Raw genomic sequence first — 15,027 nt, 5'->3', positions numbered from 1 at the left:
CCAGGTGCCCGCTCCCGGGGTAAACCGGTCATTCAGCGGCCCTTCGCGAGGTCGCGGAGGAGCATTTCGACGAGCTTACGCCCGTCGGTATCGGCTTGAAAACCACCCGCAGTAGTCAACTGCACCGCGTTCAGCAACTGGTCGAGCGAGTGGGTGCCCCCGCTGCGCACCCGGCGGATGTACTCGTCCACCAGGCGCTCCGCCCCTTCCGGGCGGGCCCTCAAGTGGCTCTCCACGATGGCCAGCAGCTGCTCCCGGGTGGGCGGCCGCATCTCCAGCGGCAGGCAGCGCCTGCGGAAGGCCGCCGGAAACTCCCGCTCCCCGTTGCTGGTGATCACCACGACCGGGAACTCCCGGCACTCCACCCTGCCCTCGCGCACCACCGCGTGCCCGCCGGGGTCGCTGGTGTGGACACGGGCCGACTCGGCCGCGTCACGCACCAGTTCGGGTATCTCGTAGCTGCCGTTCTCCAGGACATGCAACAGGTCGTTGGGCAGGTCGATGTCGCTCTTGTCCAGCTCGTCGATGAGCAGGACGCGCGGGCGACGGTAGGGCAGCAGGGCCGTGCCCAGAGCGCCGAGGGAGATGAACTCTCCCAGTGTGGGCGTCGGTTGGCGGTCCGTCGGGATGACACCCTCCGTGTCGTCGACCGCCCCCTCTTCGGGCTCCTCGCCGAACTCCTCCCGCAGTCCCGCCCGCCAGGCGGCGATGGCCTGTGCCCGTCCCAGGGCGTCGTACGTGTGGAGCCCGTCGCGCAGTGTGGTGCGGCTGACGATGTTCCATTCGAGGACCCGCCCGAGGCCGAGTTCGCGGCCGATGAGGAAGGCGAGGGTGGACTTACCGATGCCGGGCGGCCCGGTGATCAGCAGCGGCCTGCGCAGCAGCAGCGCCGCGTTGATGATGTCGCTCTCCTCGGCGCCGAGTTGGCGTATCACGTCGCCGGGTCCCAGGCGGCGCAGCGCGGCCTCCTCGTCGTCGGGCGGCGCGGGCAGCGGCGGGTCGCCGCGGAACCTGCGCCAGGGCGGCGGCTCCGGCATCTCGGGCGGCATGCCGTCGGGGGCACGTCCGGTGGCGTGGAAGACGTGCCATTCCTGCCGGCCCTGCACCTCTGGCACGCTCATCACGCACTCTCCTCGCTGTCTGTGCTCTCGGCACTCTTGCCGCTCACGGCGAGGTCGTCCACGACGACCTGGATGTCCACCAGCCGGTAGGGGTCGTCCCAGAAGAACGCGATGTGGCGGCCCAGCAGGAGCAGTCCGGCCACGTCCAACTCGGCCGTGCGGCGCAGACGGTGGATCGCGATGGGTATCTGGGCGCACGCCGGTACCGCGGCGAACACCGCCGTGACCACCTCGCGCCGCTCCTCCAGGAACTCGCCGCGCCGGTCCCAGACGGCGAGGCCGACCCCTTCCGCGATGGCCGCCTTGAGCGCGTCCGTCGCGGCGCCGCCGTCGGGGGCGTCGATCACCACGGCCGTACGGCTCGGTTCGGCGGCCAGGGAGGCCAGCCACTCGTCGAGCCGGTCGGCGTCACGGGCCTGCCAGCCGTGCACGCCGATGCCCTGGCTCTGCAGGGTGTTCCAGCGCTCCAGCCACTGCGTCCGGACCAGGGCGTCGTCCGTGCGCATCCGTTCCAGACTGCGCAGATGCACCCCGTACTTCAGGGCCAGCGGCAGTGGCTTGCCGTCACCGGAGCGCAGCCTCAGCCCGGCCACATCGTGGTTGAGGAGGTCGTAGGGCAGCACGAACTCGACGTAGGGGGGCGATTGCGGGATGCCCAGGGGGACTTGTTCCTGGCGCCTTGGCGAGAGCCGGATCACCTGGCGCAGGGCGCGCTCGACCGCCGGGCCGAGCCCGTCCAGACCGGTCGTCTCGGGTTCGGCGGGTTGCGGATGCCAACGCCCGGGTACGGTGTTCAGCCACGGCCGGACGACGATGTCCCCGGAGCCGTCGCGGGCCGGGTCGACGGCGACGACCAGGCACCTGGGAATCGACGCGTCCGTTGTCACGACCATCCGCTCGGACCTGCGTTGCTCAAGCTCCGCCAGCAGCCCCGCGCGGTCGGCCCAGCGATGGGACCAGGCCGAGAAGGCGAGCCTTCGGCCCGGGTTCCTGGACTGCAGCGCCGCGTGCTCCATCAGCAGGACGGCGGGCGGCAGTCCGTCGGGCTGGACGTTCAACTCCAGTACGAAGCTGAAGAGTTGAATGACCGACAGATGCAGCGGCAGGTCGAGATGCAGCTCACCCGCGAGCCCGTCCCGCAGCCCGATCTCGGACAGCCTCGTCTCGGCATCGTCCAGCAGGGCAAGGGCGGAGCCGACGTCCTCCTCGCTGAGCGGGCCGAACAGCGGCGAGGCCACGCCGCTGGACGCGGCAGGAGGGGTGAGCAACTGCTCGAACCGGTCGGCGACCGACGCTCCCTCGAAGACGCGGACGACATCGATCAGGATGCGCTCCCCCGCCATGACGCTGAGCGCCGCCCGAGCCATGGCGATGACGTCCTCGCGCTGTTTGACACCGCGGAGGTCGACGCGCAGGTTCAACTGCTCGGAGAGCAGCGTCGCAAAGTATGTGCGCCCGGCCTGGTCGTCCAGACAACCGAGCCCGCACAGGGCTTCGGTCAGACGGAACAGCAGGTCCCTGCCCGGTGCGCGCCCGAACTCGCTTAATCCCGCCGCCGTTTCCACCGACCTTCCCCCATGAGCCGGTTCACCTGACTGACCAGCGAAGCTAGCACGACGGCCTCGGCAGAACCAGGTCAAGTTCACAACAGCGCACGGAACCGGTGTGCCTGTGGCAGGGTGACCCGGCCGGTTCGGACCGGGTCACCCTGGGCGACGGCCGGGAAGCCGTCCGCCGGTTCAGAGCCGAGGATCCACCGCCTCGGACTCCAACGCCAGCACCCCGAACACCGCCTCGTGCACCCGCCACAGCGGCTCGCCCTCTGCCAGTCGGTCCAGGGCCTCCAGGCCCAGGGCGTACTCGCGGATCGCCAGGGAGCGCTTGTGGTTGAGGAAGCGGCGGCGCAGGCGGGTGAGGTTGTCGGGGCGGGTGTACTCCGGGCCGTAGATGATCCGGAGGTACTCCCGGCCCCGGCACTTGATGCCGGGTTGGACCAGGCGGCCCTCCGTGGTGCGGGTCAGGGCGTCGAGGGGCTTGACGACCATGCCCTCGCCGCCGCGGCCCGTCATCTCCAGCCACCAGTCGATGCCGGCCCGGACCGACTCGGGGTCGGCGGTGTCGACGTAGAGGCGGCGGGTGGTCTGGAGCAGGCCGCTGCCGTCGTGCTCCACCAGCCGGTCCAGGAGGGCCAGTTGCTGGTCGTGCGGGAGTCCGGCGAGGCTGCGGCCCTGGACCGCGAGGACCTGGAAGGGTGCCAGGCGTACGCCGTCCAGGCCGTCCGTCTGCCAGCAGTAGCGGCGGTATGCGTCAGTGAACGCCGCCGCGTCCGCGGCTCGTTCGCGGTGGCGGGAGAGGAGGTCCGTCACCTCTACGCCCCGTGCCGCCACGCCTTCCAGAGCGGCCAGCGCACCCGGGAACACCGCCCCGGACGCGGCGCCGACCGCCGCGTACTGCGAGCGCAGCAGGCCGGACGCCTTCAGCGACCACGGCATCAGTTCGGCGTCCAACAGGAGCCAGTCCGTTTCGAGTTCGGCCCAGAGGCCGGCCTCGGTGGCGGCCGTGCGGAGGCGGCTGAGGATGTCCTCCGTCACCGCTCCGTCGTCGAAGAAGGGGCGGCCCGTGCGGGTGTAGAGGGAGCCGGTGGGGCCGTTCACGCCGAAGCGCTTCGCGGCCGCCTCCGCGTCCTTGCACACCAGTGCCACCGCTCGCGAGCCCATGTGCTTCTCCTCGCACACGACCCGCGCGACCCCGTCCTGGGCGAACTGCGCGAACGCCTCCGCCGGGTGCTCCAAGAAGCCCTCGATCTGCGAGGTCGCCGTCGGGGCCATGGTCGGCGGGAGGTACGGGAGCAGGCGCGGGTCGACCGCGAAGCGGCTCATGACCTCCAGGGCCGCCGCCGCGTTCTCCTCGCGCACCGCGACCCGGCCGGCGTGCCGGGTCTCCACCGCGCGGCGGCCGTGCACGTCCGCCAGGTCGAGCGGGCGCCCGTCGTGTCCGCCGGGTGCCTCCGTGCGCAGCGGGCGGGTCGGCTCGTACCAGACCCGCTCGGCCGGTACGTCGACCAGTTCCCGCTCCGGCCAGCGCAGCGCGGTGAGCTTGCCGCCGAAGACGGCGCCGGTGTCCAGGCAGATGGTGTTGTTGAGCCAGCTCGCCTCCGGGACGGGGGTGTGGCCGTAGACGACGGCCGCCCTGCCTCGGTAGTCCTCGGCCCACGGGTAGCGCACGGGCAGCCCGAACTCGTCGGTCTCGCCGGTGGTGTCGCCGTAGAGGGCGTGCGAGCGGACCCGGCCGGAGGTGCGGCCGTGGTACTTCTCGGGCAGGCCCGCGTGGCAGACGACCAGCTTGCCGCCGTCCAGGACGTAGTGGCTGACCAGTCCGTCGATGAACTCCCTTACCTGGGCGGCGAATTCGTCGCTCTCGCCCGCCATCTGCTCGATGGTCTCGGCGAGGCCGTGGGTGTGCTGGACCCTGCGACCCTTGAGGTGGCGGCCGTACTTGTTCTCGTGGTTGCCCGGGACGCAGAGGGCGTTGCCGGAACCGACCATGGACATCACGCGACGCAGCACGCCGGGCGAGTCCGGGCCGCGGTCGACCAGGTCGCCGACGAAGACGGCGGTACGGCCGTCCGGGTGCGCGCCGTCGGCGTAGCCCAACTTGGCAAGGAGCGACTCCAGTTCGGCGGCGCAGCCGTGGATGTCGCCGATGATGTCGAAGGGTCCGGTGAGGTGGGTCAGGTCGTTGAAGCGCTTCTCGGTGACGACCGTGGCGCCCTCGATGTCCTCGACACCCCGCAGGACGTGCACCTTGCGGAAGCCCTCGCGCTCCAAGTGGCGTACCGAGCGGCGCAGTTCGCGGATGTGCCGCTGGATGACCCGGCGGGGCATGTCGGCCCGGTCGGTGCGGCCCGCGTTGCGCGCGGCGCACACCTCCTCCGGCACGTCCAGCACGATGGCGATGGGCAGTACGTCGTACTGCTTGGCCAGGTCGATCAGTTGACGCCGAGAGTCCTGCTGCACGCTGGTCGCGTCCACGACCGTGCGGCGGCCGGCTGCCAGGCGCTTGCCCGCGATGTAGTGCAGGACGTCGAAGGCGTCCTTCGTCGCGCCCTGGTCGTTCTCGTCGTCGGAGACCAAGCCGCGGCAGAAGTCGGAGGAGATGACCTCGGTCGGCTTGAAGTGCCGGTGCGCGAAGGTGGACTTGCCGGAGCCGGAGGCACCGACGAGGACGACGAGGGAGAGGTCGGTGACGGGGAGGACCCGGCCCCGCTTCTGGGTCACCTGCGTCTCGGTTGCCTCAGTTGCCTCACTCATGCTGCCTTCGCCTCCTTCTCGCTCTTGTCGTTCTTCTCTGTCCCGCTGTTCTTCTCGGTCGCGTCCTCGATCCTGAACACGGCCATCTGCGTGGGCGGGCCCACCTCGGGGTCGTCCGGTCCGACGGGTACGAACTCCACGCCGTAGCCGTGCCGTTCGGCGACCGCGGCCGCCCAGGCGCGGAACTCGTCCCGCGTCCACTCGAAGCGGTGGTCGCCGTGCCGGACGTGGCCGGCCGGGAGGGTCTCCCAGCGCACGTTGTACTCGACGTTCGGGGTGGTCACCAGGACCGTGCGCGGGTGGGCCGCGCCGAACACCGCGTACTCCAGGGCCGGCAGCCGGGGCAGGTCGAGGTGTTCGATCACCTCGCTGAGCACGGCGGCGTCGTACCCCTTGAGCCGGTTGTCGGTGTAGGCGAGCGAGCCCTGGAAGAGCTTCACGCGCGAGGCCTGCCGCTCCCCCATCCGGTCCAGCTTGAGCCGCCGGGAAGCGATGGTGAGCGCACGCATCGACACGTCGACGCCGACGATCTCGGTGAACCGCACGTCCTTGAGCAGCGCCTGCACCAACTGGCCCTGTCCGCACCCGAGATCGAGCACACGGGCCGCGCCGGACGCCTGCAGCGCGGCAAGGATCGCGTCCCGGCGCTGCACGGCGAGCGGGGTCGGCTTCTGCTCCGTCTCGGTCTCCGCCTCGACGGCGTTGTCGATGTCCTCGACCTCGCTGTCGTCGGCCTCGGCCAGCCGCACCAGCTCAAGCCGCTCCATCGCCTCCCGGGTCAGCGACCAGCGGCGCGAGAGGTAGCGGCCGACGATCAGCTTCTGCTCGGGGTGCTCCGGCAGCCAGCCCTCGCCGACCCGGAGCAGCTTGTCGACCTCGTCGGGCGCGACCCAGTAGTGCTTGGCGTCGTCGAGCACCGGCAGCAGCACATAGAGGTGACGCAGGGCCGCGGCGAGGGTCAGCGCCTCGGACTCCAGGACCAGTCGCACGTACCGCGAGTCGCCCCACTCCGGGAACTCGGCGTCCAGGGCGATCGGTTCGACGGTGACCGTCCAGCCGAGCGGCTCGAACAGCCGCTGTACGAGATCCGGGCCGCCGCGGGCGGGCAGTGCGGGCACCTCGATGCGCAACGGCCGTGCCTGCGCGGGGAGTTCGGGCTTCGCCTGACAGGCGCCCTTCATCGCGCTGGAGAAGACACCGCTCAGCGCCACCGCGAGCAGCGAAGAGGCCGCGTACGGGCGGTCGTTGACGTACTGCGCGAGTGCCGCGTCGGGTGCTCCGCCACGGCCCTTGCCCTTCCCCCGACGCACCAGCGCCACCGCATCGACCTCCAACAGCAGCGCCGCCGTGCAGCGTTGGGCATCCGCCTCGGGGTAGAGGACGTGCGCCGTGCCGTAGGAGGTGGAGAACGCCTGCGCCTTGTCGGGATGCTTGTGCAGCAGGTAGCCGAGGTCGGTGGCGGGGCGTTCGGGGGTGCCGGTGGTGGTGATGGTCAGGAACATGCGCGGGCCTCTCCGGCCGGGTGGACGGGATGATTCGGACGACGGACGAGTTGTGGTGACGTACGCGTGAAGGCCCCCAGGGGGTGATCCTGGGGGCCTTCAGGACGACCGTCTCACCTTGGCACACGGCACCGACCGGCGCCTTTGTTTATTTCGCGCTGCCTATTTCCCGCTGCCTATTTCCCGCAGTCCATTTCCCGGCGCTACGACAGCTGCGACTGCACCTGGGCGGAGATCAGCTCCAGGTGGTCCAGGTCGGAGAGGTCGAGGATCTGGAGGTAGATGCGCTGCGAACCGATCTCGGCGAACTTGCCGATCCGGTCGACGACCTCGGCCGGGGAACCGGCCAGACCGTTGGCCTTGAGGTCGTCGACCTCGCGGCCGATGGCGGCGGCGCGGCGGGCGACCTCCTGGTCGTCCTTGCCGACGCAGACGACCAGCGCGTTGGAGTACATGAGGTCGTTCGCGGGCCGCCCGGCCTCGACGGCCGCGGCCTTCACCCGGCCGAACTGGCGCTCGCTGTCCTCGACGGAGGCGAACGGGATGTTGAACTCGTCGGCGTAGCGCGCGGTCAGACGCGGGGTGCGGACGGCGCCGTGGCCGCCGATCAGGACGGGGATCTTCTCCTGCGCGGGCTTGGGCAGCGCGGGCGAGTCCTTGAGGTCGTAGTAGGTGCCGTGGAAGTCGAAGGTGTCGCCGAGCTTCGTCTCCCACAGTCCGGTGACGATGGCCAGCTGCTCCTCCAGGCGGGCGAACTTCTCCTTCGGGAAGGGGATGCCGTACGCCGTGTGCTCCTCCTCGAACCAGCCCGCGCCCAGGCCGAGTTCGACGCGGCCGCCGGACATCTGGTCGACCTGGGCGACCTGGATGGCGAGCACGCCGGGCAGCCGGAAGGTGCCGGCGGTCATCAGTGTGCCGAGGCGGATCCGCTTGGTCTCGCGGGCCAGTCCGGCGAGGGTGATCCAGGCGTCGGTGGGGCCGGGGAGGCCGTCCGTCGCGCCCATGCGGAGGTAATGATCACTCCGGAAAAATGCATCAAATCCAAGGTCCTCCGTGGCCTTCGCCACGGCGAGCAACGTGTCGTAGGTGGCGCCCTGCTGGGGCTCTGTGAAGATGCGAAGATCCATGCCTCCATCCTGCACGCTCCGGTGCCGGTCAACCCCACCGGTCCCTCCGGCCACGGCCGTCCCCGGTCGGGTGAAATTGCGTCAACGCCGTGCACGCGGGCCGCACGTGCCAGTGACCCGGCCCGACAGTGATCGTTCTCCGGAGCGGAGCCGGGCCGACCGGCACCCGCACCGGTCGGTCGTCACCGGCGCGTCACCCGCATCGGCCTCCTCGGGGGCCGGCAGGCCTAGGAGGCCGTCATGTCCGAAGAATCCGTGCCGCAGCAGGGCGGGGGCACCGGCCAGCCCAAGGGGTTGCTGCAGCAGATGGAGGAGCTCATGGCGGCGCTGAACGCGGATCTGTCGGCACTGGACGCGGACCTGCAGTCGGCGGGCCGAACGGGCGACGAGCCCGAGGCTGGCTGACTGACTGACCGGATCACCTCCCGGCCGGCTCGGCATCGCACGCCTCTCGTCCGGCCGGCCCGGAACCCACCGCCACCTCCCACGTGCCACCACCACCCGCCGACCGCCACCCGCCACCTGGCGACCGGCACCGGCGCCCCGCGCCCGCACCCGCACCCGCACCCGCGCCCGCACCCGCACCCGCACCCGCACCCGCACCCGCACCCGAGAAGCTAACCCGCTTCCTTCTCCGTCAACCGCTGCTCCGCGTCCGTGAGTTTGCGCAGCATCTCCCGGACCCGGTCCCTGGATTCGTCCGCCGCGTCGATGGCCTCCATGCACTGCCAGTACGTGCCCTCGTCGTCCGCGGCGCAGGCGAGGCCCACGAGGGCGATGCCCACCTCGCCGAGGAGGCCGCCGAGGTAGAGCAGCGCCTGGCGGGCGTCGCCCAGTTCGGTGAGCTGGGCCGCGCGTAAATCCTCGATGGCGAGCTGCGGCGCGTCCAGGACGCCGCAGCCCCGGCCCGCCAGTTCGGTCAACCCCAGTGCCTCGCCGCGCAGTTCGGGTGGGCCGTGGACCGCGAGGCGACTGCCTATCGCCTGGGCCAGGGCCTGCGCCTGCCACACCTCCGTCAAGGTCTCCGGCGTACCGCCGGATCCCGCCAGGGCACGTCTGCTCGTCACGATGAGCCGCACCGCGTCCATGCGCTGTCCCCGTCTGCCACGACGCGCTGTCCGCACGTCCATCGAACCCCGCTGTCCACTACCCAGCGTGAGCGCGTGCGGGGCGAAAAGCCAGAGGAAGACGGAAATCTGCGGACAACAAATCGATTTCGAGCGGGACTTCGACTGCGGAGAGTGAAAACGGATCGAACGGCTCCTTACGAGGGCGGGAACCGGCGCTCGTTGCGGTCGATTTTCGCGGCCAGCGCCGCCAGCGGATCGACGCCGAGCACCTCGCACAACTGGAGCAGATACGCGAGGACATCGGCGACCTCGTCGGTGACGCGGTGGGCCGAGTCGGGGTCGTCCATCACCCGCGTCGACTCCTCCGGCGTCAACCACTGGAAGATCTCGACCAGTTCGGAGGCCTCCACGCTGAGGGCCGCGACGAGGTTCTTGGGGGTGTGGTACTGCTGCCAGTCGCGGGCGGCGGCGAAGTCGGCCAGTCTGCGCTGCAGTTTCGGCACGTCGAGGGGCCCGGGGTCGCGTGGTTCTGTCACGGCTCCAGGTGTACCACTGTGACTCCGGCCGTCCCCGCGGCCCAGGACGCGTCGCTCACCGCGGCGACGAACCGGATGTGTCCGCGGGCGGCCATCCGCGTGGCCAGCCGCAGCAGTTCACTCCGCTGGCCGGGGTCCAGACAGCGGTCGAAGCCGTCGGCGAGCACGGTGAGCGCCTGCATCGCCGCGGGCACCTCGCCGGCCGCATCCACCTCCAGCACCCCGGGCCCGGTCAGCAGGACCAGGGCGAGGGCCAGGTACCTCAACTCGCCGTCCCCCAGGCGGCGCAGGGCCGTGCGGTGTCCGTCGCCCCGGTCCAGCAACGCGCGGACCGTGCCGTCGGCGAAGGGTTCGGCGAGTACGTCCGTGACGGCGCCGGCGCAGCCGCCGCGGACCGCCGCGACGAGTTGCGCGTGCCGTCGGCCGCACTCCGCCTGGGTGCGCCACAACACGTCGGCGAGGTTGTCGCAGCCGCTGAGCAGCCGGCCGGAGCCGGTCGGCACGGGGGCGCGCATCCGGCCGGGGTCCGGGTCGCAGGCGAAGACGGAGCGCAGGGCGACCACCATCTGCTCGGCGGCGGCGAGCACGCGGCGCTGGCCGTCGGTCTTGCCGGCCACGCGTAACGGCAGCAGCGCGGTGCCGAGCCGGTCGTCGGGCAGCGGGGCCCGCGTCACGGGGGACGAGCCCGCCGTGTGCCAGGCCGCCTGCACGAACGGGCGGGACGGGTCGCGCAGCGCGGTCTCCAGCAGGACGAGCCCGCCGGCCGTCAACCGCTCGCCCACGATGCGCAGTTCGGGCTCGGCCTGTACGGCGACGTCGAGCCGGACCGGCCCCTCCGGTCCATCGACGGTGCAGCCGATCCGGAAGCCCCGGCGCCGCTGCGCGTCGGGCCGGGCCCGCTCGGGCACGCAGTCCGCGGCATCGGGGAACACGTCACCGACGGCACCGCCCCCGCCGAGGCGCGCCAAGGCCTCGTACGCCCGCAGGGCCGTCGTCTTGCCGGCCCCGCTGGGCCCGGCGAACAGCGTGACGGGCCCGAGGGCGAGCCCGGCCTGCCGGTGCCCGGCGAACGCGGAGAGCCGGAGCTCGGTGACGCAGGGGCGGACGTGGTGGGTCCGGTCGCCGGGCGGGGCGGGCGTGGACGCCACGGCGTCGCTCGCGTGGTCGGCGGGCGGAGGCGCTGCGTCCGGTTCGGGGCGCGCGGAAGGGACGGTCATGACCGGACCGTAGGACTCCGCCTGGAGGCGAACCGTTCCGCCCGGGAGACCTTCCTACGATCGAGGGACCACATCCCCGGAGGACAGGGTCAGGAGCCCGCCGCCCCCGCGTCCTCGATCAGGTCCGTGACCTCGGTGTCGGCCGGGGTCAGCAGGAAGACGTTGCGGTCGACGCGGTGCATGCCGCTGGCGAGGCCGAAGACGACACCGGTGCTGAAGTCGAGGACGCGCTTGGCGACGTCCGTCTCCGCGCCGCTGAGGTCGAGCAGGACCGGGATGCCGGCCATGAGGGTCTCGGCGACCTCGCGGGCGTCGGCGAAGATGTTGACCCGCAGGACGACGAAGCGGCGGCGGGTCTCCGTCTCCGCGTCGGGCAGCGAGCGGTGGTCCACGGCCGACGGCCAGGCGTCCCGGCCCCGCAGTGGCACGACCTGGGCGAGCCCTTCCCACTGTTCATCGGTGACGTCGTGGCTGTTCACCGGCTCCCCCCGAACTGACTCGTCCTCAACTGCTGCACCAGCCATTCTTACGCCATGTCACCCGTTCGGCCTAACAGCGACACGGTCCGCGACCCGGACGGAAGGCCGGCACCGAGGCCCCGGAGGAAGCCTTACCGGCCTCACACCGGACTCTTCACCTCCGGCGACGCCCCGCTCACCGGGCGCGACTAGCCTCCCGTGACGTGCACTTGGCAGAAACACAGCTGGTGGCACCCGGTCGGCGGACCCGGTCGGCGGTGTCCGCCGTCCCGGAATCCCCCGCGCAGTGGCACCGCGTCCTGACCCTCCTCGCCGACATCAGCCTCTTCATCGGCGCCCGCTCTGTGTGGACCCAGGGCGCGAGCCACCGCCTCCCCGTGGCCGCGGTGGTCTCGCTCTGTTACGTATCGATCCTGGTGTCCGGGGTGCTGGCCCTGGTGGTCCGCCGGACCCGCTCGCTGGCGCGCCTGGACCTGTGCGTCCTGGCGACCGCGATCACCCTCGCGGTGTGCACCTGGCTCATGAACCACGGCGGCTCCGACGAGGCCCTGCTGTCCACCCAGGCAGCCCGCTCACTGGTCGCCGGGCACCCCGTCTACGGACAGTCCTGGCCCTGGCTCTTCGGCCACGGCGCCGCCCTCACCCCGACGGTGTCGGGGAGTTACGACTTCACGTACGGGTATCCCCCGCTGGTCCCGCTGCTGACCGCGCCGCTGCTGTGGCTGGGCCGCGGCGGCATCCCGGCCACCGCGGTGGGCACGGGCGCGCTGCTCGTGGGCACGGTCGTGCTGTGGCGGATGCTGCCCGTGCCGTGGCGCTCGGCGGCGACGATGGCCTGCCTCGGCTTCGGCTTCCTGCCGATGTACGCCCGCCTCGGCTACCCGGCGATCACCGCGCTGGCCCTGCTGATCCCGGTGGTGGTCCGCTGGCCCCGGATCGGCCGGGGCGGACGCCTCGGCCCGGCCGACATCGCCCGCGCCGCGTGTCTGGGCGCGGCGTGCGCGGCACAGCAACTGCCGTGGTTCCTCGCGCCGTTCCTGCTGGCCGGGGTGTACGCGGTGCGCCGGGGCGAACTGGGCGGCCGGGCGGCGGGGCTGCTGGTGCTGCGGATCACCGGCATCGCGGCCACCGTGTGGCTGCTGATCAACACGTACTTCATCGTGAGCGAACCGGGCACCTGGATCCGAGGGGTCGCGCTGCCGCTGACGCAGGGCGCGACCCTGCACGGCCAGGGTCTCGCGGACATCTCGCTCTATTTCACCGACGGCAGCGACCGCCTCGACTGGTACGGGCACGCGAGTGTGCTGCTCGCGGCGGGCCTGCTCGTGCTGATGGTGCTGTTCATGCGCAGGCTCGGGCCCGCGGCGACCGTCCTGCCTTGGTGCGCCTTCTATCTGGCGACCCGCTCGCAGGACGGCTACTACCTGCTGATGACACCGCTGTGGCTGGCGGCGGCGGTGACCGCTCCCCCGGCGGAGTTCGAGGGCGCCTGGCAGCCGCGCCCGCGCCCGCTGTCCGGCCCGCACCGGCGTACGACGCTGGGGGCCGCGGCCGTGCTGGCGCTCACCCCGGCGCTGCTGAGCGCGGTCCTCGCGGTGAGTGGTTCGGCGCCGTTGCAGATGCAGGTCGCGGCGGTGGGCCGGGCCGCGGCGCACGGGATCCGGGCGAACGTCCTGACGCGGCTGACCCTGCGGGTCACCAACAGGGACGGCACCGCGCTCACCCCGCACTACATGCTGACCATGAGCCAGGGCTCCAGCAAGTACTGGTCCGTGGTGGCGGGCCCGGTCACGATCCCCGCCCACCGCACCGAACGGGTCGAGATCAGGCCGGCCGCGGGGAAGTTCACGCTGTCGACGAAGAAGAGCGCGCGGATACGGCTGCGGGCGTTCACGGCGACGCCGCAGACGCTGTCGAGTGTCTACGTGCACCTCGTGGACCGGGGTGCCATCGCGCAGGCCCACAAGGGGGATTGACGGAACGTCAGCTCCGTACGGACAAAGGGTGGTTGACGAGCGTCAGGCCTGCGCGCGTACGAAGCGGAGGGTGCTGGTGACCGTGGTCAGGCCGCGGATCATGCCCATCTGGTTCCAGCCCAGGCCGAATTCGGCGCGGTCCACGGTGAACTCCGCGTCCAGGGTGAGCCCGTCGGCGCTCGCGCCGGTCAGCTTCGCGGTGACGGGCTGCGGGCGGCTGATGCCGCGCACGGTCAGCTGACCGGCGACCTCGACGGTCTCGCCCTCACGCAGTTCCGCGGTGCGGACGGCGAAGGTGATCTCGGGGTGGTTCTCGACGTCGAAGAAGTCGGCGGAGCGCAGGTGCTCGTCGCGCTTGCGGTTCTTGGTGTCGATGGAGGCCGCGTTCAGCGTCACGGTGCCGGTCGCGGACCCGTCGGCGCTCACCTCGCCCTGGCCTTCGACGGCATCCAGGGTGCCCTTCACGGTGACCATGCCCCACATCGTCTTGTGCCGCAGGGCGACGGTGGAGGCGGTGGTGTCGAGCTGCCACAGGCCTGTTTCCACGGCGACGGTCATGATCGTTCTCCACTCCGGGTAGTTCAAATTTGGTTGCTTCAAATTTGGATGACTGTGACGCTAGCCCATTATCCAAATCTGGACAACCCCCCGAGACTCTCGGCGAGACCCTCCGCGACACCCGCCTCGATGCCCTCTGTCCAAAATTGGACAACAGGTAGACTCGATGCCATGGCCGACCCCGAGGAGCACTCCGCCCAGCTGCCGCAATGTCCGTCCGCGAGCGGTGAGGGCCTGCTGCCCCCGGAGCTTCGGGCGTGGATGGTCCTGCTGGCGGCGACGGGAGCGGTGGAGCAGCAGCTGCGGTCGGTCGTGAAGGAGCGGCTCGATGTCTCCCACGACGAGTTCCTGATCCTGTGCCTGCTCGCCGAGCAGCCCAGGACGGGGCTGCGGATGACACAGATCGCGGAGCTCCTGGGCCGCCCGAAGACCCGGCTCACCTACCAGATCGCCTGCATCCAGCACGCCGGCCTGGTCACCCGCACATCGGTCTCCGGCGACCGCCGGGGCGTCCAGGTCGCCCTCACCGAGAAGGGCCGCGACCTCCTCCAGGGAGCCTCGGGCGCCCTCGCCGAGGCCGTCAGCAAGGCACTCGCCCGGTTCGTGGGGCCCGCGGAGCGGGAGGCGGTGTGCGGGCTGCTGCCCGACCTTGAGGAACGGGCGGCCGGCGGGGCGCCGACGACGGAGTAGCCGGGGCGTCGCGGTCCCCGCGGGGTGGCGGGGGTTGCTCCCCGGCCACCGAGCGGCGCGAGCCACGACACAGTGAGCGCGGCGCTCAGGCCGGGCCACCGACACCGGCTCCGCGTCCACCGGTCGGCCCGAGCGTGGCCGTCGCCCAGGCCGCCGGGCGGCAGACGCCGTACGCAAGCCGCCGCGCGGTGAACCCAGCACGGTGAACGCAGCACCCGGCCCGCGCATGGCCGAACCCTCTCAGCCACCGCACGCCGGGCGCCGCACTCGACTCAGGCCATCAAGACCGCGTCCACGTCCACCGGTTGACCCGAGCGCGGCCGTCGCCCAGGCCGCCGCGCGGCAGACGCCGTACGCAAGCCGCCGCGCGGTGGACGCAGCGCCCGGCCCGCGCATGGCCGAACCCTCTCAGCCACCGCACGCCGGGCGCCGCACTCGACT

General features: G+C 71.7%; 13 protein-coding genes. 3 read left to right on the top strand and 10 right to left on the bottom strand.

The window, feature by feature from the left end; genetic code table 11:
• Window positions 1–32: 32 nt before the first annotated feature.
• From ACWDR3_RS34775 to ACWDR3_RS34755, 5 genes are all read right to left on the bottom strand, one after another.
• Window positions 33–1,121, bottom strand: coding sequence for a MoxR family ATPase (locus tag ACWDR3_RS34775; protein WP_450356549.1), 1,089 nt, complete (start codon window positions 1,119–1,121; stop codon window positions 33–35).
• On the bottom strand, window positions 1,121–2,686 hold the full coding sequence (locus ACWDR3_RS34770) for a VMAP-C domain-containing protein (protein WP_450356548.1): 1,566 nt from the start codon (window positions 2,684–2,686) through the stop codon (window positions 1,121–1,123). Before ACWDR3_RS34770 ends, ACWDR3_RS34775 begins: the two co-directional genes overlap by 1 nt.
• 174 nt (window positions 2,687–2,860) lie before the next feature.
• A complete protein-coding gene (locus tag ACWDR3_RS34765) occupies window positions 2,861–5,431 on the bottom strand; it encodes a polynucleotide kinase-phosphatase (RefSeq protein WP_450356547.1) in 2,571 nt (856 codons plus the stop codon).
• Window positions 5,428–6,933 (bottom strand): 3' terminal RNA ribose 2'-O-methyltransferase Hen1, encoded by a 1,506-nt coding sequence (locus tag ACWDR3_RS34760; protein ID WP_450356546.1) that lies wholly within the window; start codon window positions 6,931–6,933, stop codon window positions 5,428–5,430. Before ACWDR3_RS34760 ends, ACWDR3_RS34765 begins: the two co-directional genes overlap by 4 nt.
• Window positions 6,934–7,136: 203 nt before the next feature.
• Complete coding sequence (locus ACWDR3_RS34755) at window positions 7,137–8,060, bottom strand: LLM class F420-dependent oxidoreductase (RefSeq protein ID WP_450356545.1); 924 nt, start codon at window positions 8,058–8,060, stop codon at window positions 7,137–7,139.
• A gap of 240 nt (window positions 8,061–8,300) precedes the next feature.
• Between ACWDR3_RS34755 and ACWDR3_RS34750 the strand changes: the two genes are divergently transcribed.
• Window positions 8,301–8,465 (top strand): hypothetical protein, encoded by a 165-nt coding sequence (locus ACWDR3_RS34750; protein ID WP_450356544.1) that lies wholly within the window; start codon window positions 8,301–8,303, stop codon window positions 8,463–8,465.
• A 212-nt stretch (window positions 8,466–8,677) separates the two neighbouring features.
• Here ACWDR3_RS34750 and ACWDR3_RS34745 read toward each other — a convergent pair whose 3' ends face one another.
• From ACWDR3_RS34745 to ACWDR3_RS34730, 4 genes are all read right to left on the bottom strand, one after another.
• Window positions 8,678–9,148 (bottom strand): DUF6099 family protein, encoded by a 471-nt coding sequence (locus ACWDR3_RS34745; RefSeq protein WP_450356543.1) that lies wholly within the window; start codon window positions 9,146–9,148, stop codon window positions 8,678–8,680.
• A gap of 176 nt (window positions 9,149–9,324) precedes the next feature.
• Window positions 9,325–9,666, bottom strand: a complete 342-nt coding sequence (locus ACWDR3_RS34740; protein ID WP_450356542.1) for a nucleotide pyrophosphohydrolase — start codon at window positions 9,664–9,666, stop codon at window positions 9,325–9,327.
• Window positions 9,663–10,883, bottom strand: coding sequence for an AAA family ATPase (locus ACWDR3_RS34735; RefSeq protein WP_450356541.1), 1,221 nt, complete (start codon window positions 10,881–10,883; stop codon window positions 9,663–9,665). The genes ACWDR3_RS34740 and ACWDR3_RS34735 overlap by 4 nt, the downstream gene beginning before the upstream one ends.
• Window positions 10,884–10,972: 89 nt before the next feature.
• Window positions 10,973–11,407: a cell division protein SepF gene (locus ACWDR3_RS34730; protein WP_450356540.1), complete on the bottom strand. Its 435-nt coding sequence runs from the start codon at window positions 11,405–11,407 to the stop codon at window positions 10,973–10,975.
• A 212-nt stretch (window positions 11,408–11,619) separates the two neighbouring features.
• Between ACWDR3_RS34730 and ACWDR3_RS34725 the strand changes: the two genes are divergently transcribed.
• Complete coding sequence (locus ACWDR3_RS34725; protein ID WP_450356562.1) at window positions 11,620–13,338, top strand: hypothetical protein; 1,719 nt, start codon at window positions 11,620–11,622, stop codon at window positions 13,336–13,338.
• 42 nt (window positions 13,339–13,380) lie between these two features.
• Here ACWDR3_RS34725 and ACWDR3_RS34720 read toward each other — a convergent pair whose 3' ends face one another.
• On the bottom strand, window positions 13,381–13,896 hold the full coding sequence (locus tag ACWDR3_RS34720) for a YceI family protein (RefSeq protein WP_450356539.1): 516 nt from the start codon (window positions 13,894–13,896) through the stop codon (window positions 13,381–13,383).
• A 171-nt stretch (window positions 13,897–14,067) separates the two neighbouring features.
• Between ACWDR3_RS34720 and ACWDR3_RS34715 the strand changes: the two genes are divergently transcribed.
• Window positions 14,068–14,586, top strand: coding sequence for a MarR family winged helix-turn-helix transcriptional regulator (locus ACWDR3_RS34715; RefSeq protein WP_450356538.1), 519 nt, complete (start codon window positions 14,068–14,070; stop codon window positions 14,584–14,586).
• Window positions 14,587–15,027: the final 441 nt, after the last annotated feature.

It is taken from the genome of Streptomyces sp. NPDC001002 (genome assembly GCF_053599215.1).
This window is presented reverse-complemented; position numbering and strand designations above follow the sequence as displayed.

What these genes read in the sequence shown, in the direction of transcription:
- ACWDR3_RS34720 (WP_450356539.1), bottom strand. Translation starts at nt 13,896, where the DNA reads ATGACCGTCGCCGTGGAAACAGGCCTGTGGCAGCTCGACACCACCGCC.
- ACWDR3_RS34715 (WP_450356538.1), top strand. Translation starts at nt 14,068, where the DNA reads ATGGCCGACCCCGAGGAGCACTCCGCCCAGCTGCCGCAATGTCCGTCC.
- ACWDR3_RS34750 (WP_450356544.1), top strand. Translation starts at nt 8,301, where the DNA reads ATGTCCGAAGAATCCGTGCCGCAGCAGGGCGGGGGCACCGGCCAGCCC.
- ACWDR3_RS34735 (WP_450356541.1), bottom strand. Translation starts at nt 10,883, where the DNA reads ATGACCGTCCCTTCCGCGCGCCCCGAACCGGACGCAGCGCCTCCGCCC.
- ACWDR3_RS34755 (WP_450356545.1), bottom strand. Translation starts at nt 8,060, where the DNA reads ATGGATCTTCGCATCTTCACAGAGCCCCAGCAGGGCGCCACCTACGAC.
- ACWDR3_RS34745 (WP_450356543.1), bottom strand. Translation starts at nt 9,148, where the DNA reads ATGGACGCGGTGCGGCTCATCGTGACGAGCAGACGTGCCCTGGCGGGA.
- ACWDR3_RS34760 (WP_450356546.1), bottom strand. Translation starts at nt 6,933, where the DNA reads ATGTTCCTGACCATCACCACCACCGGCACCCCCGAACGCCCCGCCACC.
- ACWDR3_RS34775 (WP_450356549.1), bottom strand. Translation starts at nt 1,121, where the DNA reads ATGAGCGTGCCAGAGGTGCAGGGCCGGCAGGAATGGCACGTCTTCCAC.
- ACWDR3_RS34730 (WP_450356540.1), bottom strand. Translation starts at nt 11,407, where the DNA reads ATGGCTGGTGCAGCAGTTGAGGACGAGTCAGTTCGGGGGGAGCCGGTG.
- ACWDR3_RS34765 (WP_450356547.1), bottom strand. Translation starts at nt 5,431, where the DNA reads ATGAGTGAGGCAACTGAGGCAACCGAGACGCAGGTGACCCAGAAGCGG.